The organism is Klebsiella sp. GB_Kp047 (assembly GCF_040065235.1).
In the GTDB taxonomy this organism is placed as follows: domain Bacteria; phylum Pseudomonadota; class Gammaproteobacteria; order Enterobacterales; family Enterobacteriaceae; genus Klebsiella; species Klebsiella quasipneumoniae.
The window spans coordinates 81,832-100,103 of the sequence record NZ_JBEAJG010000033.1; the positions used below are offsets into that span (position 1 = coordinate 81,832).

The following is an 18,272-nucleotide window of genomic DNA, read 5'->3' on the forward strand; positions in this document are numbered from 1 at the left end:
GGCTATCGCAACCATCATTATGACAGTCCAGGCGCTGTCGCATTTATCATATGTAGGAGAGGAATTAATGTCAGTGGATACTCCCGCCCAGGCGGGCGTCAGCATCGACGCATTGCTGGCGGCGAAAGAGCAGCGTGCAGCCCGCCAGGCCGACTGGTTGGCCCATTATCAGCAGCCTGTTATTTCCCTGACCCTGGTAACCCCCGGGGCGGTGAAGGACAGCATTCGCTATCGCAACATGATGGGCGTAGCCCTCCAGGCCTGCGATCAGCTGCTTTGGAAGCACCGCTGGCAAACGCTGGATCGTCAGGTGCTGTGGCTGCCGACCGGGCCTGAAGCGCTGTGGTGCGTGGCGCATCCGGCCAGCGAAATCAAAGCGATGTGCAGTACGCTGGAGCAGAGCCATCCGCTGGGACGCTTGTGGGATATCGATGTGATCTGTCCGCAGAGCGGGCAGGTGGGACGCCAGTCGCTGGGCGAGTCGCAGCGCCGCTGCCTGCTGTGCGATGAGCCGGCGCACGCCTGCGCGCGTAGCCGTCGTCACGACACCGATCTCGTCGTTGCCCGCGTTGAGCAGATGATTGACGCGTGGTTTGCCCGCGATTAACGGGTTAGCATTCCCCGGCGGCAGAGCGCTGCCGGGGAGGTCCTAAAAGTCGAGCGGCGCGCGGAAGGTCATCGCGTTGCCGTAGGCGGGGTGGGTGATGGTGAGCGTCTCGGCGTGAAGCAGCAGGCGCGGGGCCATCGCCAGCGCCTCCGGCGTGGCGTAAAAGCGGTCGCCAAGGATCGGATGTCCCAGCGCCAGCATATGCACGCGCAGCTGGTGTGACCGTCCGGTAATTGGCTTCAGGCGCACGCGAGCGGTATTATCTTCCGCGTACTCCAGCACCTCATACTCGGTCTGCGCCGCTTTGCCGGTTTCATAACACACCTTCTGCTTTGGCCGGTTCGGCCAGTCGCAAATCAGCGGTAAATCCACCAGGCCCTCCGCCGGCTGCGGATGGCCCCAGACGCGGGCGATGTACTGCTTCTTCGGCTCGCGCTCGCGGAACTGGCGCTTCAGTTCGCGCTCGGCCGCCTTATTCAGCGCCACCACAATCACGCCGCTGGTGGCCATATCAAGGCGATGCACCGATTCGGCCTGCGGGAAGTCGCGCTGAATGCGCGTCATCACGCTGTCTTTATGCTCATCAAGACGACCCGGCACGGACAACAAGCCGCTCGGCTTGTTGACCACCATGATGTGCTCATCCTGATACAGGATCACCAGCCAGGGATCCTGCGGCGGATTGTAGTTTTCCATCGCCATTTCGCGTTCCGTTACTGGTGAGTGACGACGATCAGACGCAGCGCGTCCAGACGCCATCCGGCCTGTCCCAGCGCCTCCAGCACCTGCTGGCGGTTGCTTTCAATCGCCGCCAGTTCGTCGTCACGGATGTTCGGGTTGACCGCCTTCAGCGCTTCCAGACGGGAGAGTTCCGCCGTCAGCTTATCGTCGGCTTCACTACGCGCCGCGTCGATCAGCCCCTGCGCCGCCTTGGCGATCTGCGCTTCGCCCTGCTGCAGAATGGCATGAACGTCCTGCTGCACCGCGTTGACCAGCTTGCTGCCGGTGTGGCGATTGACCGCGCTCAGCTGGCGGTTGAAGCTTTCAAACTCCACCTGGCCGGCGAGGTTGTTGCCGTTTTTATCCAGCAGCATGCGAACCGGGGTCGCCGGCAGGAAGCGGTTGAGCTGCAGCTGCTTCGGCGCCTGCGCTTCGACCACGTAGATCAGCTCCAGCAGCAGAGTGCCGACCGGCAGCGCCTTGTTCTTCAGCAGGGAAATAGTGCTGCTGCCGGTATCGCCGGAGAGGATCAGGTCGAGGCCGTTGCGGATCAGCGGGTGTTCCCAGGTGATGAACTGCGCGTCTTCACGGGACAGCGCCACGTCACGCTCGAAGGTGATGGTGCAACCGTCCTCCGGCAGGCCCGGGAAATCCGGCACCAGCATATGGTCGGAAGGGGTGAGGACGATCAGGTTTTCCCCGCGGTCGTCCTGGTTGATGCCGACGATATCGAACAGGTTCATCGAGAAGGCGATCAGGCTGGTGTCGTCATCCTGCTCTTCGATGCTCTCCGCCAGGGCCTGGGCTTTCTCGCCGCCGTTGGAGTGGATCTCCAGCAGACGGTCGCGGCCCTGCTCCAGCTGCGCTTTCAGAGCGTCATGCTGCTGGCGGCAGGATTTGATCAGATCGTCAAAGCCGTCGGTGGATTCCGGCGCCGCAAGGTAGTTGATCAGCTCGTTATGGACGCTGTCGTAGACGGTCCGTCCGGTCGGGCAGGTATGTTCAAAGGCGTCGAGGCCTTCGTGATACCAGCGCACCAGCACCGACTGCGCGGTCTTTTCCAGGTACGGGACGTGGATCTGGATATCGTGCGCCTGGCCGATACGGTCGAGACGGCCGATACGCTGCTCCAGCAGATCCGGGTTAAACGGCAGATCGAACATCACCAGGTTGCTGGCGAACTGGAAGTTGCGTCCTTCGGAGCCGATCTCGGAGCACAGCAGCACCTGGGCGCCGGTGTCTTCTTCAGCAAACCACGCCGCGGCGCGGTCGCGTTCGATAATCGACATCCCTTCATGGAACACGGCGGCGCGGATACCTTCGCGCTCGCGCAGCACCTGCTCCAGCTGGAGCGCGGTGGCGGCTTTGGCGCAAATCACCAGTACCTTCTGCGAGCGATGGCTGGTCAGGTAGCCCATCAGCCACTCGACGCGCGGGTCAAAGTTCCACCAGGTGCCGGTATCGCCTTCAAATTCCTGATAGATCTGCTCCGGGTAGAGCATGTCGCGCGCGCGCTCTTCCGCGGTTTTGCGGGCGCCCATGATGCCGGATACTTTGATGGCGGTCTGGTACTGGGTCGGCAGCGGCAGGCGAATGGTGTGCAGCTCGCGTTTCGGGAAACCTTTGACGCCGTTACGGGTGTTACGGAACAGCACGCGGCTGGTGCCGTGGCGGTCCATCAGCATCGAGACCAGCTCCTGGCGCGCGGCCTGAGCGTCTTCGCGATCGCTGTTGGCGGCCTGCAGCAGCGGCTCGATATCCTGCTCGCCGATTAGATCGCCGAGGGTATTGAGTTCGCTATCGCTCAGCTTGTTGCCCGCCAGCAGCAGAGCGACAGCGTCGGCCACCGGACGGTAGTTCTGCTGTTCTTCGACAAACTGCGCGAAATCGTGGAAGCGGTTCGGATCCAGCAGGCGCAGGCGCGCAAAGTGGCTCTCCATCCCCAGCTGTTCCGGCGTCGCGGTCAGCAGCAGAATGCCCGGCACGCGCTCGGCCAGCTGTTCAATGGCTTGATATTCGCGGCTCGGGGCGTCTTCGCTCCACACCAGATGGTGCGCTTCATCGACCACCATCAGGTCCCACTCGGCGTCGCACAGGTGCTCCAGACGCTGCTTGCTGCGGCGCACGAAGTCTAAAGAGCAGATCACCAGCTGTTCGGTTTCGAACGGGTTGTAGGCGTCATGCTGCGCTTCGGCGTAGCGCTCGTCGTCAAACAGCGAGAAGCGCAGGTTGAAGCGGCGCAGCATCTCCACCAGCCACTGGTGCTGGAGAGTTTCTGGAACCACAATCAGTACGCGCTCGGCGGCGCCGGAGAGCAGCTGCTGGTGCAGGATCATCCCGGCTTCGATGGTTTTACCTAAGCCCACTTCATCGGCCAGCAGGACGCGTGGCGCGTGACGACGGCCCACGTCGTGGGCGATGTTCAGCTGATGCGGGATCAGGCTGGTGCGTTGGCCGCGCAGGCCGCTCCACGGCATGCGGTACTGCTCGCTCTGGAACTTGCGCGCGCGGTAGCGCAGGGCAAAGCGGTCCATGCGGTCGATTTGTCCGGCGAACAGGCGGTCCTGCGGCTTGCTGAACACCAGTTTGCTGTCGAGCAGCACTTCACGCAGGGTGACGTTCGCTTCCTGGGTATCGAGGCGGGTGCCAGTGTAGGACAGCAGCCCGTTCTCTTCATGCACTTTGTCAACGTGGAGCTGCCAGCCTTCGTGGCTGGTAATGGTGTCGCCCGGGTTAAACATCACGCGAGTGATCGGGGAATCGTTGCGTGAGTACAGACGGTTTTCGCCGATGGCGGGGAAAAGGAGAGTGACCATGCGCGCATCCAGCGCTACCACCGTCCCTAATCCTAGTTCGCTCTCTGTGTCGCTAATCCAGCGTTGACCAAGTGTAAAAGGCATATATGTTCGGCTCTTTAGTTCTTTAATTGCAGGCAATAGTTGATCATCTCCATGTACAACCGGAGATGCGTCAAAATTGGGGCCAGGAATGGAAAGGGCGCTATATTACTGGATGGCAGAACGTTCGTCACGTCCTCCTCACGGTTCATTTTCAGGCTTCTGCGCCCGCGGAATGGGTGAGAAAAAATCAAAATAGCCCCAGCTGTCCTGTCACTATTGTAGCAAAGTCGTCGTTGACGAAGGGCAGGATCCCTTCCGCTACCGGCTGCAGCTGCTTTGACAAATAGTGGTCGTAATCGAGTGGCGACTGCTGATAATCCACCGGTTCCGGACCGCCGGTGGTCCAGACGTATTTGATGGTGCCGCGTTGCTGATACTGCTGCGCCCGACCCCGCTTCAGGTTGTGCTCATCGGCAAGCCTCGCGGCGCGCACGTGCGGCGGCACGTTGCGCTGATACTCCGCCAGCGGCCGACGCAGGCGTTTGCGATAAACCAGCTGCTCATCGAGCTCGCCGTTCATCAGCCTGGCGATAGTCTCCCGCACATAATCCTGATAGGGCTGGTTGCGGAAAATGCGCAGGTACAGCTCCTGCTGAAACTGCTGGGCCAGCGGCGTCCAGTCGGTGCGCACCGTTTCCAGACCCTTGAAAACCATGCGCTGGCCGTCGCCCTCCTGAATCATTCCGGCGTAACGCTTCTTGCTGCCGGTATCGGCTCCGCGGATCGTCGGCATCAAAAAGCGGCAGAAGTGGGTTTCGTATTCCAGCTCCAGGGCGCTGGTTAGCTGGAGTTTGCCAAGCTCCTGCGCCCACCAGGCGTTGACGTCGTTCACCAGCGTCCGGCCGATCTCCGCCGCCTGCGCTTCGCTGTGCGGGCGCTTAAGCCAGACGAAGGTGGAGTCGGTATCGCCGTAGATGACGTCATAACCATTGGCTTCAATTAACGCTTTAGTCTGACGCATGATCGCGTGGCCGCGCATGGTGATCGACGAGGCGAGACGTGGGTCGAAGAAGCGGCAGGCGCTGGTGCCCAGCACGCCGTAAAAAGCGTTCATGATGATCTTCAGCGCCTGGGAGAGCGGCTTATTGTGCTGGCGCTTGGCTTCATCGCGGCCGTGCCAGATCTGGCTGACAATCCCCGGCAGGCAGTGCTTGTCTCGCGAGAAGCGGGCGCCGAGGAAGCCCTCAATGCTGTGCTGGTCATCGGGTTGCGCCAGGCCCTCCACCAGGCCGACCGGATCGATTAAAAAGGTGCGAATGATCGACGGATACAGGCTCTTGTAGTCCAGCACCAGCACCGAGTCATACAGGCCGGGGCGGGAGTCCATCACATAGCCGCCGGGGCTCGCCTGGGGCGGCACGTCGCCGAGGTTCGGCGCCACGTAGCCCAGGCGGTGCATGCGCGGAAAATAGAGGTGGCTGAAGGCGGCGACCGAGCCGCCGTGGCGATCGGCGGGCAGGCCGTTGACCGTCGCCCGCTCGAGTAGAAATGGCATGATCTCTGTTTTGTGGAAGATCCGCGTCACCAGCTCGCAGTCCTGTAGGTTATAGATGGCCAGCGCCGGTTTATCTTCATGGAAGCGGCGATCGATCTCGTCCATCCGATCCCATGGGTTGTCGATGGCTTTGCCTTCGCCCAGCAGCTCGCGGGCCACCGCCTCCAGCGAAAAGGAGGAGAAATTCCAGAACGCCGATTTCAGCGCGTCGATGCCGTCAATAATCAGCCGGCCGTGGGCCTGGGCGAAGAAGACACCGTTCTTAAAACCGTGCTCGCGCCACTCCAGCTCGCTGTTGCCGCGGCCGAGCCTTAGCGGGATGCGGTAGCGTTCGGCATGCTTTTGCAGGACGCGCAGATCGAACTGCACCACGTTCCAGCCGATCAGCACGTCGGGGTCGTGATCGGCAAACCAGGCGTTGAGCTTTTCCAGCAGCAGGGAGCGACTGGCGACGTAGACCAGATCGAAATCGACGTCTGGCGGCGTTTCCGGTTCGGGGCCCAGCATGTAGACCACCCGCTGACCGCAGCCTTGCAGGCCGATGCAGTACAGCTCGCCGTGGCGGCTGGTTTCGATATCCAGCGACACCCATTTCAGCGGCGGGCGATAGTCAGGATTAGGTTTCATGCGCGCGTTAACCAGCTGTGGGCCGCGCGTTTCGCCTTCCACCCACACCGGGGCGGTAATAAAGCGCTCCATCAGGTAGCGCTCCGGCGGACGGATATCGCCCTCATAGAGGGTGACGCCGCTGTCGCGGAGCATCTTCTCCAGACGCATCAGTTGACGATGGGCGCGGCAGTAGAGGCCGACAACCGGCTGGCGATGGAAATCTTTCAGGGCCAGCGAGGCGAAGCGGAAGCCTTTCTCACCCTGCAGCAGTCGCTCAGCCTGCGCCCGCTGCGCTTCGGGGATAAAGGCGACGGACTCCTGCGGCGGCAGCGTGACCTGCAGCGGGCCGTCGTCGGTGGCCAGCCAGAAGGACAGTTCGGTGCGTTGCGGAGTGTCCCGCCAGTGACGGGTGAGTAGAAAACCTGCTCGTGGCTGGGTCACGGGTGCTCTCGATGATAAAAAAACCAGGCCTGATTATAGCCTGGTTTCTCAATGAGTGCTGGGATTTTATACAGGTATTCGGCGCTGAGGTGGCCCCCGGATTTCGGCTTGCGCCTTATCCGGTCTGCCAGACGGTGCAGAGCCGTAGCCCTGCTAAACGCAGCGCGAGCAGGGTGATTATTGGCCGTAGTAGGCTTTGGCCCCATGCTTACGCAGATAGTGTTTATCCAGCAGCGTCTGCTGCATATCCGGCAGCTGCGGCGCCAGCTGGCGGCAGAAGATGCCCATATAGGCGATCTCTTCCAGCACGATGGCGTTATGCACCGCGTCTTCGGCGTTTTTACCCCACGCGAACGGGCCGTGGGAATGCACCAGCACGCCGGGCATCTGCGCCGGGTCGATCTCGCGCTGGCGGAAGGTTTCGACAATCACCTTGCCGGTTTCCCATTCGTATTCGCCGTTGATCTCCGCATCGGTCATCAGCCGGGTGCAGGGCACCGGACCATAGAAATAGTCGGCGTGGGTGGTGCCGGTCGCCGGAATAGCTTGCCCGGCCTGCGCCCAGATGGTGGCGTGGCGCGAATGGGTATGCACAATGCCGCCCAGCGTCGGGAAGGCCTGATACAGCAGGCGATGGGTCGGGGTATCCGACGAGGGTTTCTTCTTACCCTCCACCACTTCGCCGCTCTCCAGACTGACCACCACCATATCGTCGGCGGTCATCACGCGGTAATCCACGCCGGAGGGTTTGATAACCAGAACGCCCTGGTCGCGGTCGACGGCGCTGACGTTGCCCCAGGTTAAGGTCACCAGATTATGCTGCGGCAGCGCTAAGTTGGCTTCCAGCACCTGGCGTTTAAGATCTTCTAACATAGTGTGCTCCGAATAGCAGGCGAGTCGGGTATCCCTCACCCCGAACCTCTCCCGTCGGGAGAGGGAGAAAGGCGGTATCGCGCCAGGCCGGTACCCTCTCCCCGGCGGGGAGAGGGGTAGGGTGAGGGGGCGACCTCTTAGCGTTTTGAACCGTAATAGACTTCATTCCAGCGCAGCGCGTCTTTGAAGGCCGGCAGACGGGTGTCGTTGTCGATGACCGTCAGCTCGATATCATTCAGTTCGGCGAACTGGCGCATATCGTCGAGGTTCAGCGCATGGCTGAAGACGGTATGGTGCGCGCCGCCGGCGATGATCCAGGCTTCCGAAGCGGTACGCAGATCCGGCTGCGCTTTCCACAGGGCGTTAGCCACCGGCAGCTTCGGCAGGTCGTGCGGGGTCGGGACGGTTTCGATGGTATTGACCAGCAGACGGAAGCGGTCTCCCAGGTCGATCAGGCTGGCGACAATCGCCGGGCCGGTCTGAGTATTGAAGATCAGGCGCGCCGGATCCGCTTTGCCGCCGATGCCCAGCGGCTGGACGTCGAGGATCGGTTTCTCGGCGGTGGCGATCGTCGGGCACACTTCCAGCATGTGCGAGCCGAGCACCAGATCGTTGCCGTTGTCGAAGTGGTAGGTGTAATCCTCCATAAAGGAGGTGCCGCCCTGCAGACCAGTTGACATCACCTTCATGATGCGAAGCAGAGCGGCGGTTTTCCAGTCGCCCTCGCCGGCAAAGCCGTAGCCCTGCTGCATCAGGCGCTGTACGGCGAGCCCCGGGAGCTGTTTCAGGCCGTGGAGATCTTCAAAGGTGGTGGTAAAGGCGTGGAAACCACCCTGTTCGAGGAAGCGTTTCATCCCCAGCTCAATGCGCGCGGCGTCCAGCACGTTCTGACGCTTGTCGCCGTGAACCTGCGCCGCCGGGGTCAGACGATAGCTGCTCTCGTATTCATCGACCAGGGCGCTGATATCGCCGTCGCTGACGCTGTTGACCACTTGCACCAGATCGCCGACCGCCCAGGTGTTCACTGAGAAGCCAAACTTGATCTGCGCCGCGACTTTATCGCCGTCGGTCACCGCCACTTCGCGCATGTTATCGCCGAAACGGCACACTTTCAGATGGCGAGTATCCTGTTTGGAGACCGCCTGGCGCATCCAGCCACCGATGCGCTGGTGGGCCTCTTTATCCTGCCAGTGGCCGGTCACCACGCTGTGCTGCTGGCGCATACGGGCGCCGATGAAGCCGAACTCGCGGCCGCCATGCGCGGTCTGGTTCAGGTTCATAAAGTCCATATCGATGCTGTCCCAGGGCAGCGCGGCATTGTACTGCGTATGGAACTGTAGCAGCGGCTTGTTGAGAATGGTCAGGCCGTTGATCCACATTTTTGCCGGCGAGAAGGTGTGCAGCCAGACCACTAACCCGGCGCATTTGTCATCGTAGTTAGCGTCGCGGCAGATGTGAGTGATTTCGTCCGGGGTGGTGCCCAGCGGCTTAAGGACCAGTTTGCACGGCAGTTTGGCTTCCGCATTCAGGCTGTTCACCACATGTTCGGCATGCTTCGTCACCTGGCGCAGGGCTTCCGGGCCGTACAGATGTTGGCTGCCAATAACGAACCATATTTCATAGTTATCAAAAATCGTCATTTTCGTATCCTTAATGGGTGAGCGCTGCCTGAGATTGCGGGGCTTTTTCCGCCTTTGCAGCCGAAGGGAGATAGTGTTGTTCGGCGCTGACCGACCACTGTTGGTAGCGCTGATAGAGTTGTTCGAAACGCTGTGCCTGCGCCGGGCGCGGCTGCAGGGTGGTTTCCACCTGGCTTGCCATCCGCTGCTGGGCGGCTGGAATATCCTCATAGACACCGGCGGCGACGGCGGCGAAGATAGCCGCCCCCAGCGCGCAGCACTGATCGGAGGCGACAATTTGCAGCGGACGGTTCAGCACGTCGCAGCAGGCCTGCATGATGACCTGGTTTTTCCGCGCGATACCGCCAAGCGCCATGACGTTGTTAACCGGGATCCCCTGCTCGGTGAAGCACTCCATAATGGCGCGGGCGCCGAAGGCGGTGGCGGCGATCAGACCGCCGAACAGCGCCGGCGCGTCGGTGGCCAGGTTAAGGTCGGTGATCACCCCTTTCAGGCGCTGGTTGGCATTCGGCGTGCGGCGGCCGTTGAACCAGTCAAGCACCACCGGCAGATGCTCCAGCGATGGATTGTTGGCCCAGGCTTCGGTGAGCGCCGGCAGTAACTGTTTTTGGCTGGCTTTGATTTGCTCCCGCAACGCTGGCTGCTGCTGGGCTAGCTGCTCCAGCGGCCAGCCGAGAATGCGACCGAACCAGGCGTAAATATCGCCGAAGGCGGACTGGCCTGCCTCCATACCGATAAAGTGCGGGACTACGCTGCCGTCGACCTGGCCGCAGATGCCTTTGACCGTGCGGTCGCCGACGCTCTCTTTATCGGCAATCAGAATGTCGCAGGTGGAGGTGCCGATGACTTTCACCAGCGCGTTAGGCTGCGCGCCGGCGCCCACGGCGCCCATATGGCAGTCGAAGGCGCCGCCGGAGATGGCCACGGTCTGCGACAGGCCCAGGCGCTGGGCCCACTCTGCGCTCAGCGTGCTGACCGGCACATCGGCCGTCCAGGTATCGGTGAACAGCGGCCAGGCCAGATGCTGGTTAATGATGGGATCAAGCTCATCGAAGAAGCTGGCCGGCGGCAGACCGCCCCAGCTTTCATGCCACAGGGATTTATGCCCGGCGCTGCAGCGGCCGCGGCGCAGATCCTGCGGACGGGTGGTGCCGGAGAGCAGGGCGGGTACCCAGTCGCAAAGCTCCACCCACGAGGCGGCTGCCTGGGCGACGGCGCTATCTTCCCGGGTGACGTGGAGGATTTTGGCCCAGAACCATTCGCTGGAGTAGATCCCGCCAATATAGCGCGAGTAATCCTCTTTGCCCGGCTGGTGGCACAGGCGGGTGATCGCCTCGGCTTCCTCGACCGCGGTGTGATCCTTCCACAGGACAAACATGGCGTTAGGGTTGTCAGCGAATTCTTCGCGCAGCGCCAGCACGTTGCCCTCGGCATCAACGGGAGCCGGGGTTGAGCCGGTGCTGTCGACGCCAATGCCCACGACGTCGGCGCGCTGTTCGGCGCTCAGGGAGGCAAGTACGCTTTTCAGCGCCGCTTCCATGGACTCGATGTAATCTCGCGGGTGGTGGCGGAACCGGTTGTTAGCGCCATCGCAATACTGTCCTTCCCGCCAGCGTGGATACCACTCCACGCTTGCCGCCAGTTCTGCGCCGGAGGCGCATTCCACCGCCAGGGCGCGGACTGAGTCACTACCAAAGTCGAGGCCAATCGCAATTGCCATCTTGTTACTCCATGCAGAAATCATTCATGCAGCAACAGTAGATATCCCCGGCAAAATCCGTCAGGCCGGATTCGCTAATCTTATGGATTATTTTGCTGTCACCTCGCAAAGTGTGACGCCGTGCAAATATTCGATGTGGACTTTCCTGCCGTATTTATAGACACTTTTGTTACCCGGCATATCACGGTGGAATGCACGCCGCTGGCGCTTTTTTCGCTTGCTGTGCGGCTTTTTAGCGAAATTCCCACTGCCGTCGCAGTCGTGACAGGGCCGAGAGCGATAAAATGATGAATATGGACAATTGGTGTCACTAATACCTTCGGGGAGAACCACGCGTATGGCCGAAACGCAAAACGATCCGCTGCTGCCGGGCTACTCTTTTAACGCTCATCTGGTCACCGGTCTGACGCCGATTGAGGCGCAGGGATACCTGGATTTTTTTATCGACCGCCCGCTGGGTATGAAAGGCTATATCCTCAACCTGACGATCCGCGGCGAGGGGGTGATCAACAACCACGGCGAGCAGTTTGTCTGCCGGCCGGGCGATATGCTGCTGTTCCCGCCGGGGGAGATCCATCACTACGGCCGCCATCCCGACGCCAGCGAGTGGTATCACCAGTGGGTCTACTTCCGCCCGCGCGCCTACTGGCACGAGTGGCTCAACTGGCCGACCATCTTCGCCCAGACCGGCTTTTTCCGTCCGGACGAACAGTGGCAGGCGCGCTTTGGCGAGCTGTTCGGCCAGATAGTCGATGCCGGACAGGGGGCGGGGCGCTATTCCGAACTGCTGGCGATTAATCTGCTGGAACAGCTCCTGCTGCGGCGGATGGAGGCGATCAACGAATCGCTGCATCCGCCGCTGGATAACCGGGTGCGCGACGCCTGCCAGTACATCAGCGACCATCTGGCGGACAGCCATTTTGATATCGCCAGCGTCGCCCAGCACGTCTGCCTGTCGCCCTCGCGTCTGTCGCACCTGTTCCGCCAGCAGTTGGGGATCAGCGTGCTCGGCTGGCGTGAAGACCAGCGCATCAGCCAGGCCAAACTGTTGCTGAGCACCACGCGGATGCCGATCGCCACCGTCGGGCGCAACGTCGGCTTTGAAGATCAGCTCTATTTTTCCCGCGTGTTCAAAAAATGCACCGGCGCCAGCCCGAGCGAATTCCGCGCGGGATGTGAATAAAAAGTAAAGAAAGTGAAATGATGACCCGCTTAAATGTCACAGCCAGTAAACTCTTAAGACAATTGTTGGCTTGACGACGGCGCGATGGCTTCGGAGAATCCGGGCTTCGTTTTTTAACCGGGTACATTATGCAAGCATTGCTCGAACACTTTATTACCCAATCCACGGTCTACTCGTTGTTAGCCGTGATGCTGGTGGCCTTTCTCGAGTCGCTGGCGCTGGTGGGGCTTATTTTACCCGGAACGGTGATGATGGCCGGCCTTGGGGCGCTGATTGGCGGCGGTGAGGTTAATTTCTGGCAGGCGTGGCTGGCGGGGATCGTGGGCTGTCTGCTGGGAGACTGGATCTCATTCTGGCTCGGCTGGCGCTTTAAAAAGCCGCTGCACCGCTGGTCGTTCATGAAGAAAAACCGCGCCCTGCTGGAAAAAACCGAGCATGCGCTGCACCAGCACAGCATGATCACCATCCTGATTGGCCGCTTTGTCGGGCCGACGCGTCCGCTGGTGCCGATGGTCGCCGGGATGCTCGACCTGCCGGTGGCCAAATTCGTGCTCCCGAATATTATCGGCTGCCTGCTCTGGCCGCCGCTCTATTTCCTGCCGGGGATTCTCGCCGGCGCGGCGATTGATATTCCGGCCGATGAAAACAGCGCCAGCTTTCAATGGCTGCTGCTGGGGGCGGCGCTGCTGGCCTGGCTGGCGGGGTGGCTGTGCTGGCGGCTGTGGCGGAGCGCGAAAACGTCTGGCGATCGGCTGTCCCGCTGGCTGCCGCGCGGGCGTCTGCTGTGGCTGGCGCCGTGTATGGTCGCGCTGGCGGCAACGGCGTTAACATTTGTCTTCCGCCATCCGCTGATGCCGGTCTATCTGGCGATCCTGCACAAGGTTATCGCGCGCTGATCCCCATCAGATGCGAGGCGCTGCTGCGGCCGCTTAACAGCTCGGCGGTAGCGCCATCCCAGACAATGCGCCCTTCGGCGACCACAATCGAGCGCTGCGCGATGCGCGCGGCATCTTCCACGCTGTGCGAAACCATCAGCAGGGTGAGCTGCTGCTGTTCACAGACATCCGCCACCAGCGCCAGCATCTCCTGACGCAGCGCCGGGTCGAGCGCCGAGAAGGGTTCATCCAGCAGCAGCACCGGCTGCTGGCGCACCAGACAGCGGGCCAGCGCCGCGCGCTGCCGTTGACCGCCGGAGAGCGCTCCCGGCAGGCGGTCAAGCAGGGCATCAATTCCCATCTGGACGGCAATCGCCGTGACTTTCTGCTGCTGTTCGCGGCTCAGTTTCAGGCCAGGGTGGATCCCGAGGCTGATATTCTGCCGAATGGTCAGATGGTTAAACAGGTTATTCTCCTGGAACAGCATCGAGACCGGACGCTGCGCCGGCGGCGTCGCGTGATGCGTCTCGCCGTTAATCTGCAGGCTGCCGCTGGCGGGCGGCAGAAAACCGGCGATCAGATTCAGCAGGGTGCTCTTTCCGGCGCCGCTGGGGCCGAGCACCGCGATGCGCTCGCCGCGCGCGACGTCGAGAGTAAAGCGCATCGGCAGATGCTGGTACAGCCATGTCACATCATTGAGTTTTAGCATCACGCCCCGGAAGTTTTTCAATCAGCGTAAATAATAAGAAACAGAGCAGCAGCAGAAGCAGAGCGGTGACGGCGCCGTCCTGGCTGCGGTAGGCGCCTATCTGCTGGTAGAGATAGAAAGGCAGGGTGCGGAACGCCTCGTTGCCGAACAGCGCCACCACGCCGAAGTCGCCAATCGACAGCACGCAGGCGAAGGCTAACGCCTGGGCTAGGGGGCGCCGGAGCGCGCGAAGTTCGATGACCCGCAGTCGCGTCAGGCCTTCGATCCCCAGCGACTGGCACAGCATATTGTAGCGGACGGCAATGTCGCGCATCGGGTTTTCCAGCACTTTAAGCGCGTAGGGGATCGCCATCAGAGCGTTGGTAAAGATGACGATGCCGTCGGCGGACTCCGGCAGGCCGATGCTGTTATTGAGCAGCAGAAAGAAGCCGGTAGCCAGCACGATGCCCGGCATGGCAAGGATCAGCATGCCGCTCAGCTCCATCGCCTGCCCGGCCAGCGGCCGCTGGCGGGCGCGCAGCTCGCGACTGCTCCATAGCAGCATCATTGTCAGGGTCACGCTCAACAGCCCGGCGGCGATGGCGATGCGCAGGGAAGTCGTTAATGCCTGCCAGAGGGCGGGCTGCGCCAGCACGTCCAGCATATTGCGGTTGACCCCGTCGACGATGACCGCCAGCAGCGGCGGCAGCAGCAGCAGCAGGGCGGCGCCGATCAGCAACCCATCGCTCAGCCGGCTATGCAGGCGATCGTCAGGGTCACGCCAGCCGCGGACATGGCTGACGCCGATAGCCACCGCTTTACTGAGGCGCTGGCTGAGCAGCACCAGCCCGAGGCAGCAGAGCATCTGAATCAACGCCAGCATTGCCGCTCGCGCCGGATCGTAGTCAAAGCTCAGCGCCTGGTAGATAGCCAGCTCAATCGTGGTGGCCTTCGGGCCGCCGCCCAGCGACAGCACGGTGGCGAAGCTGGCAAAGCAGAGCATAAAAATCAGCGCGGCGACGGCGGGAATGTGCCGGCGCATCCATGGCCATTCGACGAGGCGGAAGAAGGCATAGCCGCGCATGCCAAGCTGGGCGGCAATTTGCCGCTGCTCGCCGGGAATGTTCTCCAGCGCCTGCAGCAGCAGGCGGGTGGCCATCGGCATATTGAAAAAGACGTGCGCCAACAGGATGCCCTGCAGGCCGTAAGGTGAGAAATCCCACTGCCAGCCGAAAGTGTGAAACAGCGAGGCCAGCCAGCCCTGGCGGCCATAGACGCTGAGGATGCCGAACACCGCCACCAGCACCGGCAGGATCAGGGTCATCGCGCACAGACGCAGCAGCAACGTGCGGCCGGGGAAGCGACGCCGATAAAGCGCGCGGGCGAGAAAGATAGCCGGCCCCACCGAGAGCAGCGCTGACAGCGACGCCTGCCAGAAGGAGAAGCGCACCACATGCCAGAGGTAGCTATCGCTGAAGACCGTCCGCCAGCCCGCGCCGGGGGCGCTGAACCACAGCGCCAGAAACGCCGCCAGCGCGACGGCGCAGAGCAGCGTAGCGGCGAACAGGCCCGGCAGCAGCCCGCTCAGGTTTAGCGGCTGACGGCGCGTTGCCATGCGCTAATCCAGGTCTGACGCTCGCTGGCGACCTGCTGCGGGGTAAACGTCAGCGTGGTCTGCGGTTTTACCAGGCTTGCAAAACCGGCCGGCAGCGCGACCTGGGTCACCGGATACATCCAGTTGCCGGTGGGGATGGCGTTCTGGAAGCCAGGCGAGACCATGAATTTGAGGAATTTTTCCGCCAGTTCCGGCTGCTTGCTGGCGGCGGTGCGGGCGGCAACTTCGACCTGCAGATAGTGGCCTTCGGCGAAGTTCGCCGCCGCATAGTGGTCTTTCTTCTCTTCAATCATGTGGTAGGCCGGCGAGGTGGTGTAGCTCAAGACCAGGTCGCTTTCCCCTTTCAGGAACAGACCGTAGGCTTCGCTCCAGCCCTTGGTGACGGTAACGGTTTTCGCCGCCAGCTTCTGCCAGGCCTCGGGCGCTTTATCGCCATAGACCTTTTGCATCCACAGCAGCAGCCCCAGCCCCGGGGTGCTGGTGCGCGGATCTTCATAGATGACCCGCCATTTTTGCGGGCTCTCGACCAGCTCTTTCAGGCTCTTCGGCGGGTTGGCCAGTTTGTTTTTGTCATAGACGAAGGCGAAATAGCCGTAGTCGTAGGGGACAAAGATGTCGTTATCCCAGCCGCCCGGCACGCTGACCGCGCTGGCGGGTACGTTGCTTTTGGCAAACAGTTTACTCTGCGCCGCGGCTTCCAGCAGGTTGTTATCAAGGCCAAGCACGACGTCAGCCTTGCTGTTCTTGCCTTCCATGCGCAGACGATTGAGCAGCGAAACGCCATCTTCCAGCGCGACGTACTTCAGCTCGCAGCCGCAGTCCGCTTCAAACGCTTTTTTGACCGCCGGGCCGGGGCCCCAGTCGGCAGAGAAGGAGTCATAGGTATAGACGGTGAGGACAGGCTTAGCCAGAGCGGGCATGGCGACCAGCGCCAGCAGCGGGAGTAATTTTTTCAACACTTTGCACCTCAGAAAAAAGGGGTGGCAAAGGATTTTGAGTGAGCCTCAAATCCCTTCGCCGGCGTTATCCGGATCAGGTTCGACGGGTATTTTCTCAGCCCATACGCTTCATCCTTCAAGCCGCATCTGCGTTAGCTTCGCGCGTTCACCCCAGTCACATAGTTATCTATGCTCCAGGGGATTCACCCGCTTGCTGCCTTGATGCAACTTGAATGATATTGCGTATGTTTATTAGCACCCCGTTGAGAACGGCCTTAGTGTAATGATTTTGTCAGATGACGGAAAGCGCTTACGGCTCCGGCGGCGCAAACCATGCGGATTTAAAATCGAACCAGCCGAGGGTGTTCATCCGCACGCCGCGCATACTGCGCTGGCCCTGAATCATCAGCCAGTGATGGATCAGCGGCACGATATGCTGGCTGGCCAGCAGGCGCTGACTCCAGGTGGCCGGATTAAACTCTCCCGCGCGCCAGCGGCTGGCGTCTTCCTGCCAGTCGATGGGGATGCAGCGCTGAATCAGCGGGACTTCGTACAGATAGGCGAATAGCGAGAATTCGATTGGCAAGGTGAAGTTAACGCTGTTGAGCCAGATATCGCTGACTACCTCGCCGCGATGCCAGGCATCGTACTCCAGCTCCTGGATCTCCAGCTTCACCTGATGCGTGGCCAGCAGGTCGCGCATGATCCCGCCGATCACCCGGTGTTCGACGTGATCGCGGTAATAGGTGAGGGTGACCGTCTCCAGCCCCGCCGGCTTGTCGCTGGCGTGGTTGCTGGCGTGATGCCAGCGCGGCAGCAGGCCGTAGGCGGGAAACCAGTTGCCCTGGTAGTGTTCGCCCGCATGGTAGAGCAGGTTCGCGGGCTGGAACAGATAGCTTAACCAGCGACGCACCGCGTCGTTGGCGCCCAGCGGGCTTCGCGAGTCGAACAGCAGATAGTAGCACCCCTCTTCCAGACGACTCTCCACCGCCTTTTCGCTTTCGGTATTCCCCTGCAGCGTCAGGCCGCCGTTGGGCTCTTCGCTAATTTCCGGTAGCACCCAGACGTTCACCTCATCGATCAGCGCCCGGTAGCCAAAATAGTCCTCAAAGGCGTGGATCTTGAGCTGGTTCTGATTGTTACGCACCACGGCATACGGGCCGGTGCCGACCGGCATCGAAGAAAAGTGGTTCATGGTCTGCCACTCCTGCGGCAGCACCATCGCTGGCACCTGGCCCAGCAGCCAGGGCAGCCAGCGGTCGGGCTGGCGCAGATGAATATCCAGGGTCCAGGCGGTGGGCGACTCGATGCGTTCGATATGCGAATAGAGCGGCAGGGCATTGCTGCGCTGCAGAGAAGCGATCACATCGCTCATCTCCAGCTCACGGCCGTGGTGAAAATGGATGCCTGGCCGGAGGAAAAAGCGCCAGTGGGTGGGCGTCAACTGCTGCCAGTGGTGGGCAATATCAGCTTCCAGTTCCCCATTTTCCTCATTTACCCGCGTCAGCGCGCTGAATATTTGCCGGGCGATATGGGTTTCCGAACGTCGCAGCGCGCTGCCGGGCAGTAAATTCTTCATCGGCCGGTAGTAGAGCACGCGCAGGATGTGCCGCCCCTGGCGGAAGCTGCGCCCGAGATGCGAGACCAGCATCTGACGGACGGCGGCTTTATCGCCGACCAGCTGCACCAGCTGATCGATGCGATCCTGTTCAAGCAGATCTTCGGCACGCTGCTGCTGCAGGGCGAGGCCGGTATAGAGAAAGGTCAGCCGCGAGCGTTTTCCGCGGCCAGCCTCCGCCTCCCAGGTCAGCCAGCCGCGGGACTCCATCATATTGAGCAAGGTGCGCATGTGGCGGCGCGAGCAGCTCAGCATTTCCGCCAGTTCGTTGAGGGTGGTCTCCTGCGACTTGCCGTCGCAGCACTGCCATAGACGGATGAACTGTTGTTGCAGACGGCCGGAAGACATAA

13 protein-coding genes and 1 riboswitch are annotated in these 18,272 nt (G+C 61.5%); of the genes, 3 read left to right on the forward strand and 10 right to left on the reverse strand.

Going from position 1 to position 18,272, the window contains the following annotated elements:
* Positions 1 to 67: 67 nt before the first annotated feature.
* A complete protein-coding gene (gene citX / locus ABLV76_RS14790; protein WP_004204286.1) occupies positions 68 to 607 on the forward strand; it encodes a citrate lyase holo-[acyl-carrier protein] synthase in 540 nt (179 codons plus the stop codon).
* Positions 608 to 649: 42 nt separating this feature from the next.
* Here the strand turns inward: citX and rluA are convergent, their stop codons facing one another.
* The 6 genes from rluA to araB all read right to left on the reverse strand — a co-directional run bounded on the left by rluA (position 650) and on the right by araB (position 11,005).
* Positions 650 to 1,309: a bifunctional tRNA pseudouridine(32) synthase/23S rRNA pseudouridine(746) synthase RluA gene (rluA, locus tag ABLV76_RS14795; protein WP_004204288.1), complete on the reverse strand. Its 660-nt coding sequence runs from the start codon at positions 1,307 to 1,309 to the stop codon at positions 650 to 652.
* Between the two features lie 11 nt (positions 1,310 to 1,320).
* The gene (gene rapA, locus ABLV76_RS14800) at positions 1,321 to 4,227 is read right to left on the reverse strand and encodes an RNA polymerase-associated protein RapA (protein WP_062914365.1); all 2,907 of its coding nucleotides are present in this window, start codon (positions 4,225 to 4,227) and stop codon (positions 1,321 to 1,323) included.
* Between the two features lie 187 nt (positions 4,228 to 4,414).
* The gene (polB, locus tag ABLV76_RS14805) at positions 4,415 to 6,772 is read right to left on the reverse strand and encodes a DNA polymerase II (RefSeq protein ID WP_348878367.1); all 2,358 of its coding nucleotides are present in this window, start codon (positions 6,770 to 6,772) and stop codon (positions 4,415 to 4,417) included.
* Positions 6,773 to 6,949: 177 nt separating this feature from the next.
* Positions 6,950 to 7,645, reverse strand: a complete 696-nt coding sequence (gene araD, locus ABLV76_RS14810) for an L-ribulose-5-phosphate 4-epimerase (protein WP_017901201.1) — start codon at positions 7,643 to 7,645, stop codon at positions 6,950 to 6,952.
* Between the two features lie 137 nt (positions 7,646 to 7,782).
* A complete protein-coding gene (araA, locus tag ABLV76_RS14815) occupies positions 7,783 to 9,285 on the reverse strand; it encodes an L-arabinose isomerase (RefSeq protein WP_057213368.1) in 1,503 nt (500 codons plus the stop codon).
* A gap of 10 nt (positions 9,286 to 9,295) precedes the next feature.
* Positions 9,296 to 11,005, reverse strand: coding sequence for a ribulokinase (araB, locus tag ABLV76_RS14820; protein ID WP_348878368.1), 1,710 nt, complete (start codon positions 11,003 to 11,005; stop codon positions 9,296 to 9,298).
* 337 nt (positions 11,006 to 11,342) lie between these two features.
* Between araB and araC the strand changes: the two genes are divergently transcribed.
* Positions 11,343 to 12,188 carry an arabinose operon transcriptional regulator AraC gene (araC, locus tag ABLV76_RS14825; protein ID WP_004204301.1) on the forward strand — a complete coding sequence of 282 codons (846 nt, stop codon included), beginning with the start codon at positions 11,343 to 11,345 and terminating at the stop codon, positions 12,186 to 12,188.
* 128 nt (positions 12,189 to 12,316) lie between these two features.
* Complete coding sequence (locus ABLV76_RS14830) at positions 12,317 to 13,084, forward strand: DedA family protein (protein WP_004204302.1); 768 nt, start codon at positions 12,317 to 12,319, stop codon at positions 13,082 to 13,084.
* On the opposite strand, the gene thiQ is transcribed toward ABLV76_RS14830, so the two are convergent.
* From thiQ to sgrR, 4 genes are all read right to left on the reverse strand, one after another.
* Entirely contained in the window at positions 13,071 to 13,772 is a 702-nt protein-coding gene (gene thiQ, locus ABLV76_RS14835; protein ID WP_064189475.1) for a thiamine ABC transporter ATP-binding protein ThiQ, read from the reverse strand. The genes ABLV76_RS14830 and thiQ overlap by 14 nt on opposite strands.
* Entirely contained in the window at positions 13,756 to 15,366 is a 1,611-nt protein-coding gene (gene thiP, locus ABLV76_RS14840) for a thiamine/thiamine pyrophosphate ABC transporter permease ThiP (RefSeq protein ID WP_004204304.1), read from the reverse strand. The genes thiQ and thiP overlap by 17 nt, the downstream gene beginning before the upstream one ends.
* Complete coding sequence (gene thiB, locus ABLV76_RS14845) at positions 15,342 to 16,325, reverse strand: thiamine ABC transporter substrate binding subunit (protein ID WP_064189476.1); 984 nt, start codon at positions 16,323 to 16,325, stop codon at positions 15,342 to 15,344. Before thiB ends, thiP begins: the two co-directional genes overlap by 25 nt.
* A gap of 32 nt (positions 16,326 to 16,357) precedes the next feature.
* A riboswitch (TPP riboswitch) is annotated at positions 16,358 to 16,577 on the reverse strand.
* 37 nt (positions 16,578 to 16,614) lie between these two features.
* Positions 16,615 to 18,270, reverse strand: coding sequence for an HTH-type transcriptional regulator SgrR (gene sgrR / locus ABLV76_RS14850; RefSeq protein ID WP_065799900.1), 1,656 nt, complete (start codon positions 18,268 to 18,270; stop codon positions 16,615 to 16,617).
* Between the last annotated feature and the right edge of the window lie 2 nt (positions 18,271 to 18,272).

Bases quoted from the DNA above. Each gene is read 5' to 3' on its own strand.
- rluA (WP_004204288.1), bottom strand. From the start codon at position 1,309: ATGGCGATGGAAAACTACAATCCGCCGCAGGATCCCTGGCTGGTGATC.
- ABLV76_RS14830 (WP_004204302.1), top strand. From the start codon at position 12,317: ATGCAAGCATTGCTCGAACACTTTATTACCCAATCCACGGTCTACTCG.
- sgrR (WP_065799900.1), bottom strand. From the start codon at position 18,270: ATGTCTTCCGGCCGTCTGCAACAACAGTTCATCCGTCTATGGCAGTGC.
- araA (WP_057213368.1), bottom strand. From the start codon at position 9,285: ATGACGATTTTTGATAACTATGAAATATGGTTCGTTATTGGCAGCCAA.
- rapA (WP_062914365.1), bottom strand. From the start codon at position 4,227: ATGCCTTTTACACTTGGTCAACGCTGGATTAGCGACACAGAGAGCGAA.
- araB (WP_348878368.1), bottom strand. From the start codon at position 11,005: ATGGCAATTGCGATTGGCCTCGACTTTGGTAGTGACTCAGTCCGCGCC.
- araC (WP_004204301.1), top strand. From the start codon at position 11,343: ATGGCCGAAACGCAAAACGATCCGCTGCTGCCGGGCTACTCTTTTAAC.
- citX (WP_004204286.1), top strand. From the start codon at position 68: ATGTCAGTGGATACTCCCGCCCAGGCGGGCGTCAGCATCGACGCATTG.
- thiP (WP_004204304.1), bottom strand. From the start codon at position 15,366: ATGGCAACGCGCCGTCAGCCGCTAAACCTGAGCGGGCTGCTGCCGGGC.
- thiQ (WP_064189475.1), bottom strand. From the start codon at position 13,772: ATGCTAAAACTCAATGATGTGACATGGCTGTACCAGCATCTGCCGATG.
- araD (WP_017901201.1), bottom strand. From the start codon at position 7,645: ATGTTAGAAGATCTTAAACGCCAGGTGCTGGAAGCCAACTTAGCGCTG.